The organism is Streptomyces sp. NL15-2K, from assembly GCF_030551255.1.
Classification (GTDB): domain Bacteria; phylum Actinomycetota; class Actinomycetes; order Streptomycetales; family Streptomycetaceae; genus Streptomyces.
Genome location: NZ_CP130630.1, coordinates 3,281,192 through 3,304,432 on the forward strand (window position 1 = coordinate 3,281,192; position 23,241 = coordinate 3,304,432).

A 23,241-nucleotide genomic window follows, 5' to 3' on the forward strand; every position below is an offset into this window, starting at 1 on the left:
CGGCCCCGCGCCGTCGCGCAGTCGGCGTCCGTCCGCGCCGGGCCCGGGTCGTCACGTCGACCCGCGCTCGAAGGGGCGGCCGAGGGCGGCGGGTTCCCGGTGCTGGGTGGTGAACAGGAGCATGGCCAGGAGCGCGAGCAGGTACGGGGCCGCGACGAGCAGCTGGGCGTTGAGGGTGACGCCGAGCGCCGGGAGCGCCAGGCGCATCGCGTCGGAGAGGCCGAAGACCAGGCAGCCGAGCATGGTCCGGCCGAGCCGCCACGCCCCGAAGATCACCGCCGCGATGACGATGTATCCGCGCCCGGCGGTCATGTTCTGGTTGAACGATCCGACCTCGCCGACCGCGAGATACGCGCCACCGAGACCGGCCAGTGCGCCGCACCACAGCAGAGCCTGCCGGCGCCGCATGTTCACCTTGATGCCCGTGACGTCGGCGGCCTGGGGGTTCTCCCCCACCGCCCGCAGTTCCAGGCCCCAGCGGCTGCGCTCGACCAGCCACCAGGTGAGTGGTATCAGCGCGAGCAGCAGGAAGGCGGGCCAGCGTTCGGAGAACAGCGGTTTGCCGATCAGCGGGATGTCCTGCAGCAGCGGGATCGACAACATGTGGACCTGGTGCGAGACGAACTCGTTCGTCGTGATCAGGTAGCTCGTCAGCCCGAGGACCAGCGCGTTCAGCACCAGGCCGACGACGAAGGTGTTGATCTGCGCCCGGTGGGAGAAGTTGCCGTGCACGAAGCCGAGGACGAGGCCGGTCACGACACCGGCCGCGAGGCCGACCGTGGCGCTGCCGGTCGCGCTCGCGGTGGCGATCGAGGTGAACGCGGCGCCGAGCATCATCGCCTCGACGGAGATGTTCATCGTGCCGGCGCGCTCGGCCACGTACTCACCGCAGGCGGCGAACGCCAGTGGCACGGTCAGCCGGACACCGCTGGCGAGAATGGTGGTGGTGCTGTCCAGAACGCTCACGCGGCTGCCTTCACCTTGGTCGGGACGACGGACAGGTCGGGCGCCGCCTGCGGTGTGGCACCGCGACGCCTGCTGTAGAGATCGATGAGGACGGGCGGCGCGACGAACGCGAGGACCAGCAGCGCCTTGACGACATCGACGAGGTAGTACGGCACGCCCGTGGCCGAGAGGAAATCGCCGCCCGCACGCAGCACGGCGAACACCAGCGAGACCGGGATCGCGACCAGGGGCCGGTTGCGTGCGACGAGCGCGACGAGCAGGCCGTCCCAGCCGAAGTTGTCCGAGAGCCCGGCCTGCAGCCGGTTGGTACCGACCGGGCTGACCAGCAGCAGCCCGCCGGCCAGTCCGGCGAAGGCGCCGGACAGGGCGAGGGTGAAGCCGCCCAGTGCGGCCACCCGGACACCGGTGTGCTTGGCGGTCAGCGGATTCAGTCCGATCATGCGCACCCGGAAGCCCCAGCGGCTGCGGGTGAGGACCACCGCGACGCCGACCGCGGCGACGAGGGCGATGAACAGGCCGGTGTTCCACTGCACCGACGGGTACTGTCCGAAGCCGCCGAGCCGGGCGCCTGCCGGCAGCTGGTTGGACGCCGCGTCGGCGATGCCCGAGGAGCCCTGCGCGCTCTCCTGCAGGAACCAGGGGGTGCTGACCGCGAAGGTGACGAGCTGGATGGCGAGGAACGTCATCAGCAGGGTGCTCACCGGAACGTTGACACCGCGCAGGCGGAGCATCACCGCGCTGAGCGCGGCCCAGGCGCCACCGCCGGCGGCCGCGGCGAGGAGCACCACGACGACCAGCATCGGGCCGGGCATGGCCAGCCGCAGCCCGACCCAGGCTCCGGCCAGGCCGCCGATGAGGACCTGCCCCTCCTGGCCGATGTTGAAGGTGCCGGCCGACGCGCAGACGCACGCGCCGACCGCGACCAGCAGCAACGGCGCCGCGTTGAGCAGCGTCGTCGTCCATCCTGTGGCGTCGGCCAGACTCCCGGTCCATATCGCGTCCGCCGAAGCACGCGGCGAGCCACCGGTCAGCAGGAGCAGCAGCGCGGAGGCTCCCGCGGCGACGGCGATCAGTACGGCGGTCAGGCCGGCCGTCATCCAGCCATCGCGCCCGGGCCGGAGCCGGGCGAGAAAGCGCCGGGCGAGGTCGTCCCCACTCGTCAGCTTCGTCAGCGGGGCGGCACTCATGCGGCCTCACCGCCGACCAGCATGCCCAGTCGCTCGGGGGTCGCCTCCGAGACGGGGAGTGCTCCGGTGATCCGCCCGGACGAGATCACCGCGATCCAGGTTGCAAGGGCCATGACTTCCTCGAGTTCGGTGGAGATGAGCAGCACTCCGACGCCGTCGGCGGCCGCCTGGCGCAGCCGGGCGTACATGTCCTCGATGGCGCCGACGTCCAGCCCGTGGGTGGGCTGCGCGGCGACCAGGACGCTGGTGTGACCGGACAGTTCCCGGGCGAGCACGACGCGCTGCTGGTTGCCTCCGGACAGGCTGCGCACTGGTGCGTCGAGTGAGGGGGTGACGATGTTGAACTCGTCGGCGAGGCGACGGGCCTCGGCGTGCATCGCCCGCCGGCGCAGCAGGAACCGGCCGCTGAGCCTGTCGAGCGACTTCATCGTCAGGTTTTCGGTGACGCTCATGTCCAGGACGACGCCGCTTTGGTGCCGGTCCTCCGGCACGATGCCCAGACCGGCCTTCCCGAGCACGCCGGGCCGACTCAGGTCGACCGGGCTCCCGGCGACCTCGACGGTGCCGGCGGTCGGCGCGAGAAGCCCGGCCAGGACCTCGCCGAGCGCCGCCTGGCCGCTGCCCTCGACGCCGTACAGGGCGCAGATCTCGCCCGCCCCGACGGTCAGGTCGACTCCTTGGAGAACCTTCACCCCGCCTTTTTCGACGGTGAGCTGGTCCAGGCGCAGGACGGGCGGGGGCCGGTCGTGCGCCCCGCCCCGGCCCGTGCGGGTCGTGGTGACCGGCAGCAGGCCGAGGGCGGCTCCCTCCTCGCGCAGCGACACGTCACGGCCCACCATCTGGCGGGCCAGTTCCGGTGCGGTGGTCTCGGCGGTGACCGCCCGGAAGGCGACACGGCCCTTGCGCAGGACCGTCACCCGGTCCGTGGCCTGCACGATCTCGGCGAGCTTGTGGCTGATGAGGATGACCGCGCGGCCCTCCTCCTGGACCACCCGGCCGAGCACGGCGAACAACTCCTCCGACTCGGCCTGGGTCAGCACCGAGGTGGGCTCGTCCAGGATCAGGATCTGGGGGTTGCGCCGCAGGCACTTGACCACCTCGACGCGCTGCCGCTCGCCCGCCGAGAGCGCGTCGACGCGCGCCTCGGGGTCGACCGGCAGCCGGTAACGCTCGGCGACCTCGGCGATGTCGGCGCAGATGGCCTGCTTGTCCACTGTGCCGGTGTCGCCGAGCGCGACGTTCTCCCACACGGTGAGCCCGCTGATGAGGCTGAAATGCTGGTGCACCATGCCGATGCCCAGCTCGGCCGCTTCCTGCGGGCTGTCCAGCGCGACCTGTTCCCCGCGCACCAGCACGGTGCCGGCGTCGCGCCGGATCAGCCCGAGCAGGACCTTCATGAGACTGGACTTGCCCGCCCCGTTCTCGCCCAGGAGACCGTGGATCTCGCCGGCGTCGACGGTGAGGTCCACGGCGTCGCAGGCCGTGACGGACCCGTAGGACTTGGTGATGCCGCGCAGCTCGAGGATCCGAGCCGCTGAGGTCGTCGGTGTCATCGCGTGTGACTCTCCTGGGTCGGTGTCGGCACGGTCAGCCGAGGCGCTTGACCTCGGCCTCCGGGTCGATCGCCTTGCTGCCGATCTTCTTCATGAACTCCGCCAGCTGCTGGTCCTCGTCGCCCTGGCCCTTGCAGATCTTGACGGTCGGGAAGCGATCGACACCCAGCTGCCACACGCGCGTCGTGCCCATCTTCAGGTCGTCCTTGGCGAAGTTCTCCAGCGCGGCGCGGAAGTAGTCACCCGGGCTGAAGATCACCGAGATGTCGAACTTCGGGCTGGTCGAGTCGCACCGGTCGGTGCCCGGGGTGAGGGTCAGCACGCCGCTGGCGTTCGCCACCTGCGCCGCGGCGTCGGTCGCGCCCCCGAGGTAGGGGTAGATGACCTTGGCACCCTGGCTGATCTGGGCCTGGATGGCCTCCTTGGCCTTCGCCGAGTCGTTGAAGTCACCGGTGTAGGTGCTCACCAGGGTGGCCTTGGGGACGACCTCCCGGATCCCGGCCAGGAAGGCCTTGGCTCCCAGGACACTGAAGTCGGCCTTGATGCCGGTGACGAACCCGGCCTTGGTGTAGCCGGCCGCCTTCATCTTCAGGCCCGCGGCGTAGCCTGCGGCGAGCATCGACTGGTTGGGGTTGTCGGAGGACAGCAGGATCCGCGGGGTCTGGTCGAGGTTCGCCGACGACGGCACGTACCAGGCGGTCTTGGCGCAGACCGGCTCCTCGGAGGCCGGGATGGCGGCCTTGAGCTCGCTGGCGGCGAGGGCGACCATGTCGACGTGCTGCTGGCACAGCGCGCGTGCCGCGGTGAGCGCGTCGCTCGCGGGCACGCTGCCGCGCTTGATGACCTTCCAGCCCTTTTCCTTGGCGAAAGCGTCGGCCGAGTCGACGAAGCTCTCGTAGTAGCCGTGGTCGTTGATGTCGCCGGGGCTGAGGACACCGATGACGACCTTGCCGTCGCCGTTGACGTCGGGCTCGTTGAGACCCGAGCCGCCGCTGCCGCTCGCCTCGGGGGTCGTCTTGGCTGCCGTCGCCTCGTTGCTGGCGCAGCCGGAGAGCACGAGGGCTCCGGTGAGGGCGAGGGCGAGGCCGAGCGGGGCCCGACAACGCCGAAGCGAGCTTCTTGCGGTCATGTGCGTTCCATTCGCTGGGTGGCACCGCCCCGTCAAGGGCGGTGGCGGATCAGGGTGGCGGTCGGGGGGTGGCGGGTCGGGGGGGTGGGTCAGTCGGCGGACGTGTCGGCCCGGCCGAGCGCGGCGTAGGCGACACGCTCCTGGTGGAAGAGGGAGTCCGCACCCGCGGCGACGAAATACGGGAAGCCCATCCGCCCGACCGCTCGGACCTGGGTGGGGTCGATGCGGCCCGGGGCTGACATGACCGAGTCGTCGGTGGTGATGCAGACGACCTCGGCGAGCACGATGTGCACACCCGAGAAGCAGGAAGAGTGGTCGCCGCGGTCGATCACCTCGTGCACCCGGCACTCCAGGTGCGCGGGGCTGTCGGCCAGCGACGGCGTGTCGACGACCTCTGAGGGCACCGGTCGCCAGTCGGCGACGTCCATCTCGCTGACGCCGCGGGGGTACTCGCGGGCCACCGCCTCGATGTGCTCGGCGATCTCCGCGGTGGTGACGTTGACGACGAACTCGCCCGTGCGCTCGATGTTGAGCCAGGTGTCCTTCGGCTCCGGGGTGGCCTCCCGCTGGGCGCCGATGGTGACGGCGATCAGCGGCGGTTCGCCGCTGACCGGCATGTAGTAGCTGTACGGCGCGACGTTGATCCCCCCGTCCGGGTCGAGCGTGGTGATCATCGCGATCGGCCGCGGTACCACCAGTTGCGAGAGCAGGCCCTGTTTCTGGGCCGGGGTGCGGCCGGACATGTCGATGACGTTCAACGGGTGGTCTCCTTTACGGGGTGCCCGCCGGCTCCGCAGGCCAGGTCGGGCGGGGCGTGAGACCGGCGCGCCGCAGGAGGGCGGCGGATCGCTCGGCGGCGGCCTCGGCGACGGCGGCGAGGTCGATGCCGGTCGGCCGCCGGTCGCGGACGACCACGCGGCCGTCGACCAGCACGTCACGGACGGTGCGCGACACGTGGCCCCAGACGAGCTGGCGGGCGAGGTCGCCGCGGGGCATCCAGGCGGGATCGTCGGTGTCGAGTACGACGATGTCGGCGGCCTTGCCGACCTCGAGGGAGCCGGTCCGCTCCCCGAGACCGATCGCCTCGGCCCCGTCGATTGTCGCGAGCGCGAATGCCTGCTCGGCGCGGATCGGGTCGGGCAGATCGCGGTCGCGTTCGAGGCCGGCGAACAGGTAGGCGGCCAGGAGGACGTCCGGGGCGTCGCCGGCGTTGTGGGCGTCGCAGCCCAGTGCCACCCGGCCGCCCCGGCGCACCAGCTCGGCGTGGCGCGAGGCGCGGGTATATCCCTGGGCGAGACGCAGGTAGGCCCCCGGGCAGGCGGCGACCGCGGTGCGGGTGGCGAGGATGGCGTCGACCTCCGCGTCGTCGAGCCACACGGCGTGCCCCAGCAGCAGGCGCGGGCCGAGTACTCCCAGCTCGCCGAAGTGGACCACCGGCCGGCGCCCGCAGCGCTTGGCGTAGGCCTCGACGTCGGCGGGTCCCGGCGAGACGTGCCAGGTCAGCCCGGTGTCGAGCCGCTCGGCCAGGCTCGCCGCTCCGGCGAAGAGCTCGTCGCTGGCGAGGTCGTGGCCCACCAGCGTCACCCACCCGGTGACCGGCCCGGTGACCGGCAGGGACCGGACGATGTCCTCCTGCCTGGAGAGCACCTCGTCGGCGGGCGCGCCGAACGGCACGCCCTCCGCGTCCCAGCCCCAGCCGCCGACCCGCGCGCGGATCCCCGCGGCGGCCAGCCCTGCGGCGACCCGCTCCGGATAAGCCACCGTGCCCGGCTCCAACACCGTGGTGATGCCCCGGGACAGGCACTCGACGGCGGTGATGGTCGCGGCCAGTTCGTCGTCGTCGCCGTCGGCGTGGGCGTGCAGCGGGACGATCCAGTCGAAGATCGACTCCTGCGAGCTGATGTGATCCGGGATCGTGCTGCGTACAAGGGGGTCGACGGTCGTGTGCTGGTGGGCGTCGACGAGGCCCGGGATGACGACACAGCCCGACGCGTCGATCTCCTTGGCACCCGGGAAGCGGGCCCGCAGGTCCTCGGCCGTGCCGAGCGCGGCGATGCTGTCCCCGGACACGGCGACCGTCGCCCGGGTGAGAACCCTCCGCGTGGAGTCCATGGTGACGATGTCGCCGCCCACGATCAGCAGGTCGGTCATGGCGCGATCACGACCTTTCCGATGGTGTCGCGGGCGCCGAGTACGTCCCAGGCGTCGGCGAGATCCTCGAGCGGGAACCGGGCGGCGGTGGGCAGGTGCAGGCCGTCGGCGAAGCAGGCTGCCGTGGCGGCGACGAAGTCGGCCGAGGTGTAGCCGCCGGCGCCCAGCAGTTTCAGGCCGCGGTGGAAGACCTCCTGGAGCGAGAACGACACCTGGTCGCCGCTCGTGTTGCCCAGCAGCACCAGACGCCCGCGGATGCCGAGGCAGTCCAGTGAGGTGCGCCAGGTGTCGGTACCGACGTGGTCCAGAACCAGCGCCGCGCCGGCGCCGTCGGTGAAGGCAGTCACCGCTTTGGCCAGGTCCGGTTCGTCGTTGCGCAGCGCCAGGTCCGCGCCGGCCGCGCGGGCCGCGGCCAGCTTCGCGTCGCTGCCCGCGAAGGCGACGACCGAGGCACCGGCCCGCTTGGCCAGCGCGATGGCCGCCAGGCTGACGGGACTCGCGGCCGCGTGCACGACGAGGGTCTCACCGGCGTCCAGTGCCCCGACGGCGTGCACCGCGTGCCACGCCGTGGCGAAGGCGGTGGGCAGGGTGACAGCCGCGGCGAGCGGGAGGATCTCGGGGACCCGGACGATCGATTCGGCGGACGCCAGCACGTATTCGGAGAGCGCGCCCGGGGTGTTCCCGCCGAGGACGCGCGGGCTGACGCAGTACGCACGATCGCCCACCGAGCAGCGCGAGCAGCTGCCGCAGCCCTGGGTGGGATCGGCGATGACCCGGTCACCTGGGACGATGGAGGTCACCGAGGATCCGGTCGCCACCACCGTTCCGGCGAAGTCCATGCCCGGCACGTGCGGAAGGCTGAAGCCGGGGATCAGGCCCGGCCCTTTGCGCTGCAGCAGGTCCAGGCGGTTCAGCCCGCAGTACGCGACCTCGACGACGACGTCGCGCGCACCGCATACCGACTCCGGGACCTGCCGCAGGGACACGACTTCGGTTCCCCCGAAATCGGTCTGCACCATCGCTCGCACCGCGGCCCTCCTCACCTCAGCCGTCTCGCATTGCGAGGCGGTGGAACGTATTGTGAGGCCACTCTGCCCATGGCGACCAGTGCTGTCAACGCTTGTATGGAAAAACTGGGTTTCGTCGATGTATCCGCCTGAGGGGCGGTTCAGTGTCCGGCTGAACGGCGGTTCGATGTCCGGCCGAACGGCGGTTCAGTGTCCCGCTGGAACCGGCTCGTCGTCGCCACGCAGCCGCCGGTCGTCGGCGGCGAGCAGGTCGAGCGCCGCGAGCGCCAGGTGCAACTGCGCCGAGGCGGCGGGAAGCAGGGGATCCGTGCCGAGGAGGTTCTTGATCTGGCGAACCCGGTAGCCCACCGAGTTGCGGTGGAGATGGAGCTGTTCGGAGACGCTCTGCCGACTGCCCCTCTCGGCCAGCCAGGCACGGAGCGTCGCCATCAGCTCCGGACGCTGCCGGATCGGCCCGAGGTGCGCCTCGGCGTACGCCTCGAGCTCCGCGGGTGGGAGGGGCAACAGCACCTGGACCACTCCGCAGCGGCCGAAGGTGAGCAGCGGGACGCGCCGCATCCGGGCCAGGCCGAGCAGCCGTTCGGCCTCGGTGAAGGACCGGGCCAGACCTACGGTCGAGTCGGGATAGGAGCCGCTCGCCGCGACGACGTGGTCACCGGCGGACTCGTCGCCGGTCATGAGGCGCAGCCTGCTTTGCAGGCGGGCGAGCACGGCCTCGCCCGGCACCACCGTCCACGCCGTGCGCGCCTCCTGCCGCACAGGATGCTCCAGCCAGGCGAGGGCGGTGGACCAGGCCCGCAGGCGGGAGCCGCTGTAGTGCAGTACGGCACCGGCCGGCGGTCGCTGCAGGTCGATCCCCAGTCGCGCGGCCGCCGAGCACACCGAGGGGCTCACCGTCCCGGACCGCAGTACGGCGACGACGTCGGCCGGTGTGTGCAGCGGCGAGACCTCGGCAGGGCTGTCCCCTCCGCGCACGGCGTCGATGAGGAGCGCGGTGACGGCGGCACCGGCCAGCGCCCGCACGCGCGGGTCACCGGGACCGACGGTCAGCAGCACACCGCCCACTGTGGTCCCCGCACGCACGGGCAGCGCCGTGGCGCACAGCCCGTCGAGCGTGTCGACCAACGGTCCGGCCACGCCGGCGAGCACGCTGTCCGCCACCGTGTTCGGCACTCCCGCGCCGCCGTCGGTGGTCGCCAGCGGCACGCCCTCTGCGGACAGCAGGCGCACCTGCCGGCCGGTCGCCCGCGCAAGCGCGCGGAGCACGTCCGAGCGCGCGGCGCCGGCGAGCACGGCTTCGGTCAGTTCCCGCTCCAGCACGGCAGGTTCGGCGTCCGGCCCCCATCCGTCCCGGGCCGGCCCGGACCGCGCCTCGGCGATGGTTCCCATGGCGTCGAGTCTCAGCGGGCCAGCAGCCGGATGGCCACGCCCTTCTCCTGGGTGTACTCGCGCAGCGCCGCGTACCCGCCGCCCCGGCTGAAGCCGCTGTCCTTCTGCATGTTGAACGGGAAGCCGATCACTCCCGCGTCGTGGAACTGGTTGACCGCCACCTGCCCGGAGCGGACGTCCTTCGCCAGGCGCAGTGCCCGGGAGACGTCGTTGGTCCAGATGCAGGCCAGCAGGCCGAAGTCCGTCGCGTTCATCAGTTCGGTCGCCTCGGCCGTGTCGCGGAACGACTGTACGGCGAGGACCGGGCCGAAGACCTCCTCGCGGGCGACGCGCATGCCCGCGTCCACACGGTCGTACACGGTCGGCTGGACGAACCACCCGTCGCCGGTGGGCGCGCCACCGGTGACCAGCCGCGCGCCCTCGCGAGGCGCGTCCTCGAGGAAGCCGCTGACGCGGGCGAACTGCGCGGCGCTGACCAGCGGCCCCATGTCCAGGTCGGCTTCCCAGGGCCCGGTCTTGATCGCGGCCATGGCGGCGGCGACCCGTTCCACGACCTCGTCGTGCACCGAGGCCTCGACGAGCAGCCGGGAACCGGCGTAGCAGTTCTGCCCCGCGTTCTCGGTGATCGAGGCGACGACCGCCTCGATCGCCGTGTCGAGGTCGGCGTCGGCGAACAGCACGTTCGGCGACTTGCCGCCGAGTTCGAGCTTCACCGGTACGAGGTTCTGCGCGGCGGCCGTCATGATCGCCCGTCCGGTGGCGGTGGAGCCGACGAAGCTGATGTGGTCGACGCCCGGGTGCGAGGTCAGCGCGGCGCCCGCTTCGGGGCCGCCCGCGACGACGTTGATCACCCCGGGCGGGAAGCCGGCGCGGCGGGCGAGTTCGGCGAGGGCGAAGGGGGCCAGCGGCGCGATCTCCGACGGCTTGAGGACGACCGTGTTGCCCGCGGCGAGCGCCGGCGCGACGTTCGCGGCGGTGAGCACGGCGGGCACGTTCCACGGGATGACGACGGCGCACACGCCGTACGGCTCCGGAACCGTGTAGCCCAGGTAGTCGGGGCTGCGGGTCGGCAGCGTGACCCCGGTGAGCTTGTCGGCCGCGCCCGCGAAGTAGTTGATGATGTCGTGGGCGATGTAGATGTTCGTCCGGCCCCCGGACAGCGGCTTGCCCACGTCCCTCGCCTCGACGGCCGCCAGCGCCTCGACGTCGGCGAGGATCAGGTCGGCCCAGCGCCGGATCAGTGCCCCGCGCTCGCTGGGGTTGGTCGCCGCCCAGGCAGGGGAGGCGCGGCGCGCCGCGGCGACCGCGTCGTCGACATCGGCTCCGCCCGAGAGCGCCACCTTGGTGATCACCTGTCGGGTGGCCGGATCGACGATGTCCAGGGTGCCGCCGTCGCGGGCCGCGACCCACTCGCCGTCGATGAATTGCTGGGAGGAAGGGAAGTCAACAGCCGCCATACGTGAACCTTGACCGACCTTGTCACGCATGTCAATATGTGATCTCGCTATGTGATTCACCGAGGAGGCCCGGTGCGCGCCACCGCCGCTCTGCTGGAGCAACCCGGACAGCCATTCGTCCTGACCGAGGTGGACCTGGACGAGCCCCGCCCCGACGAGGTGCTCGTCCGCGTCGCCGGCGTCGGCATCTGCGGCACCGACCTGGAGTTCGCCACCTTCTTCCCCACGCCGGCGCTGCTCGGGCACGAGGGGTCGGGCATCGTCGAGAAGGTCGGCGCACACGTCACCTCCCTGCGCCCGGGCGACCACGTCACCATGTCCTTCGCGTCGTGCGGCACGTGCGCGTTGTGCCGCACCGGCTCACCCGCCTACTGCCGGAGCTTCGACGCGGTGAACTTCTCCGGCCGCAGGCCCGACGGCTCCACCGCGGTGACCCATGAGGGACGCGAGGTCAACGCCCACTTCCTGGGCCAGTCGTCGTTCGCCGACCACGTCGTCGCACCGGAGCGGGCGGTCGTCAGGATCGACCCGTCCTTGGACCTGCTGCGGGCCGGACCCTTCGGCTGCGGCTTCCAGACCGGCGCCGGCGGCGTGCTCAATGTGCTGCAACCCCGCCCCGGCTCGTCGATCGCGGTCTTCGGGGCGGGGGCCGTCGGCGTGGCCGCCGTCATCGCCGCCTCGCTGAGCGGCTGCGCGATCGTCGCCGCCGTCGACGTGAACCCGGCCAAGCTGGAGGCGGCCCGCGGCTACGGCGCCACGCACACCGTCGACTCCTCCGACTCCTCGGCCGGACCGGCCGCCGAGCAGCTGGCCGCCCTCGTCCCCGAGGGGTTCGACTTCGTGATCGACACCACCGGGCGCGAGGACGTCCTGCGCACCGCGGTGGAGGCTCTCGGGCCGCTCGGTCGCGCCGGGGTCATCGGCATCGGCCCGAGCGAGTCGATGAGCTTCGAGTGGCGCAGCATCCTCAACGGGCGCAGCGTCACCGGCATCATCGCCGGCTCCAGCCTGCCGCAGCTGTTCCTGCCGAAGCTGCTCGAGCTCAACGCCAAGGGGCAGTTCCCGGTCGAGAAGATGATCACCTACTTCCCGTTCGAGCAGATCAACGAGGCCGTCGCGGCGGTCCGGTCGGGCTCGGTCGGCAAGGCCGTGCTGACCTTCTGAGCGTTGTCGCCCACGGCGGCGGCACCTTAGGGTGGCCCACGCCGATGAGGCACCAGGCATGACGCCGATGAGGCACCAGCCATCCGGTGGCGCGGCCGGACAACACCGCGCACAACACACGAGCACGTGGAGCGTGCCCACCATGTCCGCCGAAACGTCCGCCGAAACGTCCGCCGACATCGACTTCGACCACCACTCCGACGAGGCCAACGCCGATCCGGTCGCCTACTACGCGCGCTTTCGCGAGTCCTGCCCGGTAGGCCGGTCCGCCGCCTACGGCGGCTTCGCCTACACGACGCGGTATGCCGACGTGGCCCGCATCGCCCGCGACGACGAGACGTTCTCCTCGGCCCGCAGCGACCACGGCGGCCAGGGAGTCGGCATCGTCATCCCCAAGGGACCGGGGCTCGACCAGTATCCGATCGAGCTCGACCCGCCGCGGTCGACCGAGTACCGGCACCTGATCAACCCGCTGCTCACCCCGGAGGCGATCGAGCGGCTGGTGCCCATGATCGAGCGCCACGCCGCCCGCGTCGTGGACGACTTCGTCGAGCTCGGCTCCTGCGACTTCGTCCGTGATCTCACCAACCCGCTGCCGGCCGCGGTGACCTTGGACTGGCTCGGTTTCCCCGAGGAGGACTGGGCGAAGCTGGCCGGGCCGATCCACGACATCTTCGCCGCGGCGGCCGGCAGCGAGCGCGCCGTGCGCGGGGCCGCCGGACTGGCCTACATGGATCAGCGCATCCGCGAGCTGATCGCCGAGCGCCGCTCCGCACCGAAGGCCGACGCCGTCAGCGCGCTGGTGGCCGGCCGGCGCGGCGACGGCAGCGAGTTCGGCGAGGACGAGCTGGTGTCGGTGATCGGCCTGCTCATCGCCGGTGGCGTCGACACCACCACGTCCCTGACCGGATCGACGCTCGTCCACCTCGCTCGCCACCCCGACCAGCGCCAGAGGCTGATCGACTCCCCCGATCTGCTGGACACCGCGACCGAGGAGTTCCTCCGCGCGTTCGCCCCGTCGCAGTCGATGGCGCGCACGGTCATCCAGGACGTCGAGGTCGGCGGCTGCCCGATGCACCAGGGCGACCGGGTACTGATTCCGTGGGTCGCCGCGAACCACGACCCCGCGGTGTTCCCCGCACCCGAACAGGTGCGGCTGGACCGCGACGCCAGCCGGCATCTCAGCTTCGGGATCGGCTCGCACCGGTGCGCCGGCGCGCACCTCGCCCGGGCCATGTTCCGCGCGATGATGACGCAGGTGCTGACCCGGCTGCCCGACTATCAGGTGATCGAGGACGGGCTCGTCGCCTACCCGACGCGCGGCAACCAGTCCGGCTGGGACACGATCCCGGCGCTCTTCACGCCCGGTCCCCGGGCGACGGCGGCGGCAGGCTCGGCCCGCGCGCTGACCACACCCACCCCGTTGCGGGTCACCGCGGTGCGCGCCGCGGCCGAGGACGTCGTCGCCGTCGACCTCGGCCTGCCGGACGGAGGCGACCTTCCCGCGTGGCGGCCCGGCGCGCACGTCGAGCTGCGTCTGCCCTCGGGCAGGCTGCGTCAGTACTCGCTGTGCGGTGACCCCGCCGACGCCACGACGTGGCGCATCGGCGTCCTGCGCGAGCCCCAGGGCCGGGGCGGTTCGGCCGAACTCCACGAACTGACCCGCCCGGGAGCCGTGTTCGCGGTCCGCGGGCCGCGCAACCACTTCCCGCTCACCTCGGCACAGTCCTACCTGTTCCTCGCCGGCGGCATCGGCGTCACACCGATCCTCGCCATGGTCCGTGCGGCGGCCGGACGCGGCACACCGTTCACCGTCGTGTACGGCGGACGCACGCGCTCGACGATGGCGTTCGCGGACGAACTCGCCGCCGTCGCCGGCGACGCGCTCACCCTCCTCCCGCAGGACGAGGCCGGGTTGCCGGACCTTCCCCGGCTGCTGGGCGACCTGGACGCGGACACCGCCGTCTACGCGTGCGGGCCGGCGCCGATGCTGGCGGCCGTCGAGCGCGAGTGCGCCCGCCTGGATCTCACCGACCGGCTGCACCTGGAGCGCTTCACCGCCGGCGACGACCTCGAGACGGCGTTCGACGCCGCGGAGAACCGGACCTTCGCGGTCCAGCTCGCGCGCACGGGAGTCACACTCGCCGTACCGGCCGACCGCCGCCTCATCGAGGTCCTGCGCGAGGCCGTGAGCGGCCTGTCCTACGACTGCGAGAAGGGTTACTGCGGCGCCTGCGAGACCCGTGTGCTCGCCGGGACGCCGGAGCACCGGGACTCCGTGCTCAGTGACGAGGAACGCCTTGCCGGGCGCACGATGATGATCTGTGTCGGCCGGTGTCAGGGCGACCGGCTCGTCCTCGACATCTGAGCAGTCCTCGGCCGGCCACCGCGCGGGTCCAACAGCGGACGTCACGTTCGCCGTTGGACCCGCGCGGTGGCCGTTTCCAGCATGCCGCCGCCGAGGAGAAACAACGTCGCCGACATCCATCCAGGCCCCTCCATAGCAACGCATGCGAGATGCCATGTTGGAATACGAGACAGCGTAACGGCACGGACCCCCACCGGAAACACCGGGGCAACGGGACGTTCCTAGCGTCGGGCCAGCCCTTCCCCTCCACGAAAGGTCGGCCATGACTGCGATCGACTCGCCCCTCCTCGACGTCGCCGCGACCGGCTTCCCGATCCTCCAGCCCGGCCACGGAGCGATCGCGTCGACGACCTACGTCCCGGCCACGCCCGGGAACACCCTGTGGGGTCGCCTTCCGTGCGAGGCGGACGCACCGTGCGCGGTCGTGCGACCGGGCTCCGTCGTCACGGTCGACACGCTCAGCCACGAGGGAGTTCTCGAGGACCAGGGCCGCGACCCCGCCCAGTTCTTCGGCCGTTACGGCGTCAGCGGCGGCCATGTGCTCGACGACGCCCAGCAGGTGGCGGACTCCGGCATGCCGCACGACTTCGACGACGACGGGCCGCACCTCGTCACCGGGCCCATCGCCGTGGCCGGCGCCCGGCCCGGCGATCTGCTCGCCATCACCGTCCTCGGCCTCACTCCGCGCGTTCCGTACGGCATGGTCTCCGCACGCCACGGCTTCGGCGCACTCCCCGGCGAGATGCCCTCGCTGCCCGGTCCCGCGTTCACCTTCGCCACGGCACACGCGGACAGCCACGGCGCGTGGGGCCGGATGGCGGTGGATCCGACGGACCCCTCGCGCGGCTCACTGCGCTTCCCGCTGCGGCCGTTCCTCGGCGTGATGGGTGTGGCGGTGCCCGGGGACGAGCGGCCGCACTCGGTGCCGCCGGGGCGCCACGGGGGCAACATCGACATCTCCCTGCTCGGCGAGGGCGCCACGCTGTTCCTCCCGGTGCAGGTCGACGACGCGCTGGTCTACTTCGGTGACCCCCACTTCGCTCAGGGCGACGGCGAGGTCGCCCTCACCGCGTTCGAGGCGTCGTTGCGTGCCACCGTGAAGCTCGAGGTGGTGCCGGGCGGTGCGGCACTGCGGCCCGGCCACGGCCGCGTCGCCCCGTTCGCCGAGACGGACGACTACCTGGTGCCGATCGGCCTGGACAAGGACCTCGACGAGGCGATGCGCGACTGCGTGCGCTGCGCGCTGGACCTGCTCGCGACCGACTACGGCATCGACCGCCATCTGGCGATGGCGTATCTCAGCGCGGCAGGCGACTTCGCGGTCTCCCAGGTCGTCGACGACGTGAAGGGCGTCCACGCGAAGATCCGCAAGTCCGACTTCCGCGAGATCGGCCGACCGCGCTGACCGACGGATGCACCGATTCCCGCCGCGGCACGGCGAAACGGACCAGGCGGCGGGTTCAGGTCCAGGAAGAGAACGCCGCGAGCCCCGCACAGGCGGCGACCGCGGTCAGGATCTGGGCGCAGGCCGGGCTCATGGACCGCGGCAGCGCCTCGGACTCGCTCCACTCCCGGCCGTCCGACGCGGCCCCGCACGCACTCGCCAGCGCGGCCAGCGCGGCCAAGCGCTCCGAGGAATCGGCCGCACCGCCAAGAGAGCGGACCACGGCATCCCGCCTCTCGCTGCGCAGGACGTCGTAGCGACGAGCCCACCCGGTCGGCAACGGCAACCGACTCGGCGTGCGAACGAGGACACCCTCGGCGATCAAGCCGGCCGACAGACGCTTGTGCGCGCCGACGCTCAGGGCCCTGACCCACTCCGATGCCGTGCGCGGTTTGCGAGACGACCGGATCCGCGCGAGAACCTCGCCGAGCGCGCGGTCCTGCGGCTGTGCACCGCGGACGGCGACGATGTATCCGTCAACGGTGTGGATGAAGCCGTCCAGAGCGAGTTCCATCAGCATCGCGCCGCTCAAGCCGAAGTCGAGGCCGGTGCCATAGCCAGGAACACGGCCTTGCCCGTCCAGATACACAGCCAGCATGAAGTCACCGCAGAGGCTCGAGGTGGCATCGGTCTTCATCCCGGTCTCCCCAATACGGCGCTACGGCTTCAGCTTCGGGGTTCTTCCGGACCGGGTAGCCGAACCAGATCCCGAGGAAGTACTCGCAGCACTATGGCGGGCCCAGAGACTCTGCGTCAATGCAAGATATCGTCCCGACATACGGAACACGGCCCTTCCTCGGGCCGGCTGGACGCAGGCATCCACCTCCCAGCATTGCGCCCACGCGGGTCGGTGGTGCAGCTCCGATCGACATCGGCGGCCTGCGCATCGTCAGTGATCCGACCTTCGACGAGGCCGGCCCGCACGGCTACCTCACCAAGACGACCGGACCTGCCGTCGACGAGGACGGGGTGGGGCCGGTCGCCAACTTTCTGATCACCCGCCTCACGGTCGCGGAGATCTCCCGCGGGGTGCCGGACATCAAGGCGGCCATCCTGCACGCCGGGGCGGCACGCGTCCCGGCGAAGTTCTTCGGCCACGGGATCGCCCAGTACACCGAAGGTGTACTGCCCGTCCCCGGCCGCTGAGAAAATCCACCCCGTAGCCGACCGCAGGTATGCTCCTGGTCACCCAAGGCCCATGTGGAGGTCGCCATGGAACTGTCCGACCTGCGGGTCTTCCTGGCTGTCGCTCGTACCCAGGGCATCACCAAGGCCGCTCAGGAACTGCACACCGTGCAGTCGAATGTCAGCGCGCGGATCCACGCGCTGGAAAAGGAGCTCGGCGCCCCGCTGTTCCGTCGGCATGCCCGGGGCGTTGCGCTGACCAATGCGGGCGAGCAGCTGCTGCCGTATGCCGAGCGCATCAGCAGGCTCGTCGACGACGCGCGACACGTCATCGGCGATGAGACCGATCCGTGCGGACCACTGCGGATCGGGTCGATGGAAACCACGGCGGGCCTGCGGCTTCCCGCGGTGCTGGCGGCCTTCGCGGAGGACTGTCCCCGCGTCGAGTTCTCGCTGATCACAGGGCCGACCGAACAGCTGGTCCGGGACGTCCTGGAGTACCGGCTCGACGGCGCGCTGGTCAGTGGCCCCGTGCGGCAGCCCGACATGGTGGAAACCCTGGTCTTCGAGGAACGCCTCGTCCTCGTCACGGCACGCCGGGTCTCCGACCTGGACGCCATCTTGCGCGACCCCAGGATCCTCGTCTTCCGTAGCGGCTGCTCCTACCGCAGGCGTTTGGAGAGCATTCTGCAGGCACGGGGCGCCGCCGGCCTTCGCTGCATGGAATTCGGAACGCTGGACGGCATCCTCGGCTGCGTCGGGGCCGGCATGGGCGTCACTCTGCTGCCTGCCGCCGTGGTCGAGCGGCACGTCTCCCTCGAACAGGTTCGCGTGCACGAGCTGCCCGAGGAGGAGGCACGCGCTCAGACCGTCTTCGTCCAGCGCGTCGACGCACCGCCGTTGCCCGCCCTGACTCGCTTCCTCACGCACGCGCGGGCCGTGGAGCAGACTCCGCCCGTCCTGCGGATGGTCGGGCGTTCTGCCACGGCAACCGGCTAGTGCCGCGACAGGCAACGTTCGCCCCGTCGCGACGCCCGGCACGCTCCCCCACTGCCCTAAAGGCGTGGGAGGTGCCCCCACTCGCCGCACCGGCCGGAAGCCCAAGTACGTCCGGTCCATCGACGGAGCCTTCCGGCCGGCACTCCCCCAGAGGGGGGACCCCCAGAGCACGCACCGGACGCCGCTCCTTGAAGGGCGAACGTTGCCTGTCGCGGCACTAGTCACCGGCCTGACGCTCGCTGACCACCGGAATGTTCTCTTCCAGAGATGGCTCCCATCGCAACCAATCGTTGGATCTGAAGTCTCGGCGAACCTACTGTCCCCCTAACGCCGCGCCGCCCGCCGCACTGCCGGGCGGATGCCTGGACGAAGGGGACTTCGCCTTGCTGAGAACGCGCCTTACCCACGCCTTCGGAATCGAGCACCCCGTCGTGCTCGCCCCGATGGACCTCGTCTCCGGGGCCCCGCTCGCCACCGCGGTGACCACCGCGGGCGGACTCGGCATGATCGGCGGAGGCTACGGCGACGGAGAGTGGCTGAAGCGGGAGTTCGCCGCCGCGGCCGGCACCCGGGTGGGGTGCGGCTTCATCACCTGGAGCCTGGCCCGCCGCCCCGAGCTGCTCGACGTCGCCCTGGAGTACCGACCCGCCGCGGTCATGCTGTCCTTCGGCGACCCGGCCCCGTTCGCCGACCGGATCCGCGCCGCGACCGTACCGCTGCTGTGCCAGGTCCACACGCTCGACCAGGCCCGCCAGGCCCTTGACGCCGGAGCGGACGTCGTCGTCGCGCAGGGCGGTGAGGCCGGCGGGCACGGAGTCGGGACGCGGTCGACGTTCACCCTCGTACCCGATGTCGCCGACCTCATCGCCGACCGCTCTCCGCACACACTCCTGCTGGGCGCCGGCGGGGTGGCGGACGGTCGCGGACTCGCCGCCGCACTCGCCCTCGGCGCGGACGGCGTCCTGGTCGGAACCCGCTTCTGGGCGACCCGGGAAGCGGCGGTCTCCGCTCGCGCCCACTCCCGCGCGGTGGCCGCCGGCGGCGACGACACCGTCCGAACCAGCGTCTACGACATCGTGCGCCAGTACGACTGGCCCGCCGAGTACAACGGTCGCCTGCTGCGCAACCACTTCATCGACCGGTGGCACGGGCGGGAGTCGGAACTCGGCGCACATCTCGCCGAGGCCGCCGCGGAGTTCGAGGCCGCTGTCTCACAGCAGGACTTCGACGTCGCGAACATGATCGTCGGAGAGGGCGTGGGCCTGGTCCAGGAGATCCTGCCCGCCGGTGAAGTGGTGCACCGGATGGCGCGGGACGCCGCGACCCGTCTCGGCCGATGGGCTCCACAGACCGCCGTTGTCAGCGGCTGACCGCGACTGTGTCCGCGCGCTGCGGGACAGCGACGTCCCGTTGCCACCCCCCATGTTCTTCCGCTCGATAAACGAGCGGAAGCGGTCGCTGATCGGCGACCACTCCCCGCACGGCTCAGAAGGTGTTCGGTTCCACACCCGGCTGAAGACGACCGTCGACCGCAGGCCGCGAGGCCCTCAGGACCGCTTCGGCTTCGGCTTCGGCACATCCGCTCATTCCCGAACTCATGCGACACCGCCGCACCGGCGTCGGGAGGGAATCACCATGTCCAGTCCCCTGCCCCCGCAGACCTCGCCGAGAGAACTGCGCCGCATCATCACCGCATCCAGCACCGGCACTCTCATCGAGTGGTACGACTTCTTCATCTACGGCAGCCTCGCCGTCGTCTTCTCCGGCTTCTTCTTTCCCTCCGGCGAATCGAGCCTCGCGCTGCTGGTGAGCGTGGCGGCGTTCGGCACCGGTTTCGTCGTCCGTCCGCTCGGGGCGTTGTTCTTCGGCAGGCTCGGCGACCGGGTCGGCCGCAAGAAGACCTTCCTCGCCACGCTCATCGTCATGGGCGCCGCCACCACCCTCATCGGCTGTCTCCCGAAGTACGACACCATCGGCACAGCGGCCCCCGTGCTGCTGGTACTGCTGCGGCTCCTCCAGGGCTTCGCGGTGGGCGGCGAGTACGGCGGCGCCGCCACATATGTCGCCGAGCACTCCCCCGCGGACCGCAAGGGCCTCTTCACCAGCTTCCTGCAGACCACGGCCAGCCTGGGGATGCTGCTGTCCCTGGGCGTCGTCGTCGCCTGCCGGCTCCTGCTGGGAGAGGAGGCGTTCACCTCGTGGGGCTGGCGTCTGCCCTTCCTGCTCTCCGCCGTCCTCGTCGTCCTGTCGCTGAGGTTGCGGCTGAAGCTCCATGAGTCGCCCGTGTTCGCCCGGATGCAGGCACAGGGCACCCTCTCCAAGGCGCCCATCCGGGAGACGCTGGGCGACCGCCAGTCCCTCGGCCTCGTCCTGCTCACCTTGTTCGGCCTGACCGCCGGCCTGGGAGCGGTCTGGTACACGAGCCAGTTCTACGCCCTGTACTTCCTGCAGAGCGTGCTGAAGGTGGACTTCCTCACCACCAACATCTGCATGGCGGTCGCGCTGGTGCTGGGTACGCCCTCCTACATCCTGTTCGGCCGGCTGTCCGATCGGTACGGCAGGCAGCCTGTCATCGTGGCGGGCCTGGCCCTTTCGGCCGTGAGTTTCCTGCCCCTGTACGCCTGGATCCGCGAAGCCGCCGCAGACCGGTCATGGGCGCAGGTCGTGGTGGCGGTGACGCTGCAGATCGTGTTCAGCGCCATGGTGTACGCGCCGACGGCCGCCTGGCTGACCGAGTTGTTCCCGCCCCGGATCCGCTACACGGGCCTGTCGGTGTCGTACCACCTGGGCGCCGGTGTCTTCGGTGGGTTCATGCCGCTCATCGCGCTCTCGCTCACCGCGTCGACCGGCAACCAACTCGCCGGCCTGGCCTACCCCATCGCCGTGGCGGCCGTCTCCACCGTGGTCAGCGTGACGCTGCTGCGCGGAGGCAGGGACAACAGACTCGTCCGCGCCGTGTGGGCCCGGTACGGCACACCCGATCGGGCGGCCTCGCCCGAACCCGCCCCCGCCAAGTGATCCGGACCAGCGCCCGTCTCCCCTGACAACGCGGGCGCTGCCACGGGATTCCGCCACGTAGCCGGGCGTGGCGGAACCCCGACCACCCGCCGCACCACAGCCCCATCGCCGTACTCCGTCCCCGTCACCACTGACCGCCCCTCAACCCCGTGGAGCAGCCATGTCCCCCTTCCGCAGATCGCGCATCGCCCTGATCGCGACCGCCGTCGCCGCCACCGCCGTCACCGCCGCCTGTTCCAAGCGCACCGACTCCGCCGACTCGGACAGCTCCGGCAGCTCCGCCGGCCGCAAGCTGTCCGTGGTCGTCGTGTCGGGCCCGCTGAGCGACCCGTTCTTCGGGGCGATGAAGACCGGCGCCGACAACGCCGGCAAGGAGCTGAACGTCTCCACCGAGTACCTCAGCCCGACCTCGACCGACGCCTCCGGCCCGACGCTGGCCAAGCTGATGCAGGCGGCCGTGGCGAAGAAGCCGGACGCCATCGTGGTCGGCAACTTCTTCCCCGAGGCCCAGAACCCGGAGATCAAGGCGGCGATCAAGGCCGGCATCCCGGTGGTCGTCATCAACTCCGGCGTGACGGACTGGAAGCAGCTCGGCGCCCTCTCGTTCGTCGGCATCGAGCCGGCGGTCGCCGGCACCAGGTCGGGCGAACGGGCGGCCGAGCTCGGAGTGAAGAAGGGGCTGTGCGTCAACACGGTCCCGGGCAATCCCGCGCTGGAGCAGCTGTGCCAGGGCTACACCGACGCACTCAAGAAGGCCGGTGGCAGAGCGAGTTCGCTGCGTATCCCCTACCAGAACGCGACCAACCCCACGAAGGTCACCCAGGCCATCGCGGGCGCGCTCAAGGCCGACAAGAGCATCGACGGTGTGTTCACCACGGGCTCCATGGTCGCCGAGAGCGCGCTGACCGCGGCGAACAACGCCGGCCGCAAGCTGACCATCGGCAGCGGTGACCTGTCCACCAAGGTCCTCAAGGACGTCGAGGCAGGCAAGATCCAGTACGCCATGGACCAGCAGCCCTATCTCCAGACGTACTACGGCGTCCTGATCGCCAAGCAGTACGTGCAGTACGGGATCGCGCCCTCCGGCACGGTGCTCACCGGTCCGCTGGTCATCGACAAGGACAGCGCGGGCGTCGCGCTGAAGATCAACGAGACGTACCAGGGCATCCGCGGTGCCTCCTGAGACGCCGCAGCAGACCACCCGTTTCAGGAAAGAGCACTCATGACCATTGACCAAGCGGCCCCGGCGCCCGCTGTGCCGGACAGGCAGAGCGAACCCCTCGGCCGTTCACTGATCGCACGCACGGCACGGCGCCCGGAGTTCGGCGCGCTGATCGGCGCTGTCGCGGTGTACGTCTTCTTCCTGGTGACCGCGTCCGGCGCGGGCTTCACCAGCGTGGACGGCACCGCGAGCTGGCTGGACACCGCCGCCGAACTGGGAGTGGTCGCCACCCCGGTCGCGCTGCTCCTCATCGCCGGGGAGTTCGACCTGTCGATCGGCTCCGTCGTCGGCGCCACGTCGGTGATCGTGGCCATCGCCAGCGGCACCTACACCATGCCCCAATGGGCATCGATCCCTCTGGCCATCGGCTTCGGCCTGCTGGTCGGGCTGGTCAACGGCCTCGTCGCCACCCGCACCAAGCTGCCTTCCTTCATCGTCACCCTGGGAAGTTCGCTGGTCGTGGGCGGTGGCGCCCTGGGCCTCAGCCGCGCCCTGTCGGGGAGTACGGCGGTGACGCTGACGCCGGAGCCGAGCGTGCAGGCCGTGTTCGGCTCCAAGGTGGGGCAGTTCCAGGTCTCCATCGTGTGGTGGCTGGCGATCACCCTGCTCGCATGGTGGGTGCTGACCCGCACCCGCACCGGAAGCTGGATCTACGCCACCGGAGGGGCCCCCGAAGTGGCCCGGGACGCCGGCGTGCCGACCGCCCGGGTCAAGGTCGGGCTCTTCATGGCCACCTCCGCCGGCGCCGCACTGGTCGGTGTCCTGCAGACGATCACCTACGGCGGGGGTGACGTCACCCGTGGCTCCAGCTTCATCTTCGACGGCGTGATCGCAGCCGTGATCGGCGGAGTGCTCCTGCAGGGCGGCTACGGCTCCACCCTCGGCGTCCTCCTGGGCACGGCGACCTACGGCATCGTCAGCATCGGCATCTTCTACACCGGCTGGAACACCGACTACGCCCAACTGTTCCTCGGCGCCCTCCTGCTGGTCGCCGTCATGGCGAACAACTACTTCCGCAAGCTCGCACTGAGTGGCAGGTGA

Annotated in this window: 19 protein-coding genes; 9 read left to right on the forward strand and 10 right to left on the reverse strand. The window is 71.2% G+C overall.

Features of this window, described 5'->3' with window-relative positions; translation table 11 throughout:
• Positions 1-51: 51 nt before the first annotated feature.
• From Q4V64_RS14340 to Q4V64_RS14380, 9 genes are all read right to left on the reverse strand, one after another.
• On the reverse strand, positions 52-966 hold the full coding sequence (locus Q4V64_RS14340) for an ABC transporter permease (protein ID WP_124442836.1): 915 nt from the start codon (positions 964-966) through the stop codon (positions 52-54).
• Positions 963-2,153 (reverse strand): ABC transporter permease, encoded by a 1,191-nt coding sequence (locus tag Q4V64_RS14345; protein ID WP_216377670.1) that lies wholly within the window; start codon positions 2,151-2,153, stop codon positions 963-965. The genes Q4V64_RS14340 and Q4V64_RS14345 overlap by 4 nt, the downstream gene beginning before the upstream one ends.
• On the reverse strand, positions 2,150-3,706 hold the full coding sequence (locus Q4V64_RS14350) for an ABC transporter ATP-binding protein (RefSeq protein WP_124442837.1): 1,557 nt from the start codon (positions 3,704-3,706) through the stop codon (positions 2,150-2,152). The genes Q4V64_RS14345 and Q4V64_RS14350 overlap by 4 nt, the downstream gene beginning before the upstream one ends.
• A gap of 34 nt (positions 3,707-3,740) precedes the next feature.
• Positions 3,741-4,835: a BMP family ABC transporter substrate-binding protein gene (locus Q4V64_RS14355; protein ID WP_124442838.1), complete on the reverse strand. Its 1,095-nt coding sequence runs from the start codon at positions 4,833-4,835 to the stop codon at positions 3,741-3,743.
• An 89-nt stretch (positions 4,836-4,924) separates the two neighbouring features.
• Positions 4,925-5,593 (reverse strand): flavin reductase family protein, encoded by a 669-nt coding sequence (locus tag Q4V64_RS14360; protein WP_303709967.1) that lies wholly within the window; start codon positions 5,591-5,593, stop codon positions 4,925-4,927.
• A 13-nt stretch (positions 5,594-5,606) separates the two neighbouring features.
• Positions 5,607-6,986, reverse strand: coding sequence for an amidohydrolase family protein (locus Q4V64_RS14365; protein ID WP_303709968.1), 1,380 nt, complete (start codon positions 6,984-6,986; stop codon positions 5,607-5,609).
• On the reverse strand, positions 6,983-8,005 hold the full coding sequence (locus Q4V64_RS14370; RefSeq protein WP_124445660.1) for a zinc-binding dehydrogenase: 1,023 nt from the start codon (positions 8,003-8,005) through the stop codon (positions 6,983-6,985). Before Q4V64_RS14370 ends, Q4V64_RS14365 begins: the two co-directional genes overlap by 4 nt.
• A 195-nt stretch (positions 8,006-8,200) precedes the next feature.
• The gene (locus Q4V64_RS14375; RefSeq protein WP_124445659.1) at positions 8,201-9,403 is read right to left on the reverse strand and encodes a helix-turn-helix domain-containing protein; all 1,203 of its coding nucleotides are present in this window, start codon (positions 9,401-9,403) and stop codon (positions 8,201-8,203) included.
• Between the two features lie 11 nt (positions 9,404-9,414).
• Positions 9,415-10,860 (reverse strand): aldehyde dehydrogenase family protein, encoded by a 1,446-nt coding sequence (locus Q4V64_RS14380; RefSeq protein ID WP_124445658.1) that lies wholly within the window; start codon positions 10,858-10,860, stop codon positions 9,415-9,417.
• A 72-nt stretch (positions 10,861-10,932) separates the two neighbouring features.
• On the opposite strand from Q4V64_RS14380, the gene Q4V64_RS14385 reads away from it, so the two are divergent.
• The 3 genes from Q4V64_RS14385 to Q4V64_RS14395 all read left to right on the forward strand — a co-directional run bounded on the left by Q4V64_RS14385 (position 10,933) and on the right by Q4V64_RS14395 (position 15,797).
• The gene (locus Q4V64_RS14385; RefSeq protein ID WP_124445657.1) at positions 10,933-12,024 is read left to right on the forward strand and encodes an NAD(P)-dependent alcohol dehydrogenase; all 1,092 of its coding nucleotides are present in this window, start codon (positions 10,933-10,935) and stop codon (positions 12,022-12,024) included.
• A gap of 142 nt (positions 12,025-12,166) precedes the next feature.
• Complete coding sequence (locus Q4V64_RS14390) at positions 12,167-14,392, forward strand: cytochrome P450 (RefSeq protein WP_124445656.1); 2,226 nt, start codon at positions 12,167-12,169, stop codon at positions 14,390-14,392.
• Between the two features lie 262 nt (positions 14,393-14,654).
• The gene (locus Q4V64_RS14395) at positions 14,655-15,797 is read left to right on the forward strand and encodes an acetamidase/formamidase family protein (RefSeq protein ID WP_124445655.1); all 1,143 of its coding nucleotides are present in this window, start codon (positions 14,655-14,657) and stop codon (positions 15,795-15,797) included.
• A 55-nt stretch (positions 15,798-15,852) separates the two neighbouring features.
• Here Q4V64_RS14395 and Q4V64_RS14400 read toward each other — a convergent pair whose 3' ends face one another.
• A complete protein-coding gene (locus Q4V64_RS14400) occupies positions 15,853-16,473 on the reverse strand; it encodes a GPP34 family phosphoprotein (RefSeq protein WP_124445654.1) in 621 nt (206 codons plus the stop codon).
• A gap of 119 nt (positions 16,474-16,592) precedes the next feature.
• On the opposite strand from Q4V64_RS14400, the gene Q4V64_RS14405 reads away from it, so the two are divergent.
• The 6 genes from Q4V64_RS14405 (at position 16,593) to Q4V64_RS14430 (ending at position 23,241) form a co-directional block, all read left to right on the forward strand.
• Complete coding sequence (locus Q4V64_RS14405; RefSeq protein ID WP_253267532.1) at positions 16,593-16,982, forward strand: hypothetical protein; 390 nt, start codon at positions 16,593-16,595, stop codon at positions 16,980-16,982.
• A 66-nt stretch (positions 16,983-17,048) separates the two neighbouring features.
• Positions 17,049-17,960 carry a LysR family transcriptional regulator gene (locus Q4V64_RS14410; RefSeq protein WP_124445653.1) on the forward strand — a complete coding sequence of 304 codons (912 nt, stop codon included), beginning with the start codon at positions 17,049-17,051 and terminating at the stop codon, positions 17,958-17,960.
• A gap of 383 nt (positions 17,961-18,343) precedes the next feature.
• Positions 18,344-19,330 carry a nitronate monooxygenase gene (locus Q4V64_RS14415; RefSeq protein ID WP_124445652.1) on the forward strand — a complete coding sequence of 329 codons (987 nt, stop codon included), beginning with the start codon at positions 18,344-18,346 and terminating at the stop codon, positions 19,328-19,330.
• A gap of 265 nt (positions 19,331-19,595) precedes the next feature.
• Complete coding sequence (locus Q4V64_RS14420; RefSeq protein WP_124445651.1) at positions 19,596-20,978, forward strand: MFS transporter; 1,383 nt, start codon at positions 19,596-19,598, stop codon at positions 20,976-20,978.
• A gap of 160 nt (positions 20,979-21,138) precedes the next feature.
• The gene (locus Q4V64_RS14425) at positions 21,139-22,161 is read left to right on the forward strand and encodes a sugar ABC transporter substrate-binding protein (RefSeq protein ID WP_124445650.1); all 1,023 of its coding nucleotides are present in this window, start codon (positions 21,139-21,141) and stop codon (positions 22,159-22,161) included.
• Between the two features lie 39 nt (positions 22,162-22,200).
• The gene (locus Q4V64_RS14430) at positions 22,201-23,241 is read left to right on the forward strand and encodes an ABC transporter permease (protein WP_124445649.1); all 1,041 of its coding nucleotides are present in this window, start codon (positions 22,201-22,203) and stop codon (positions 23,239-23,241) included.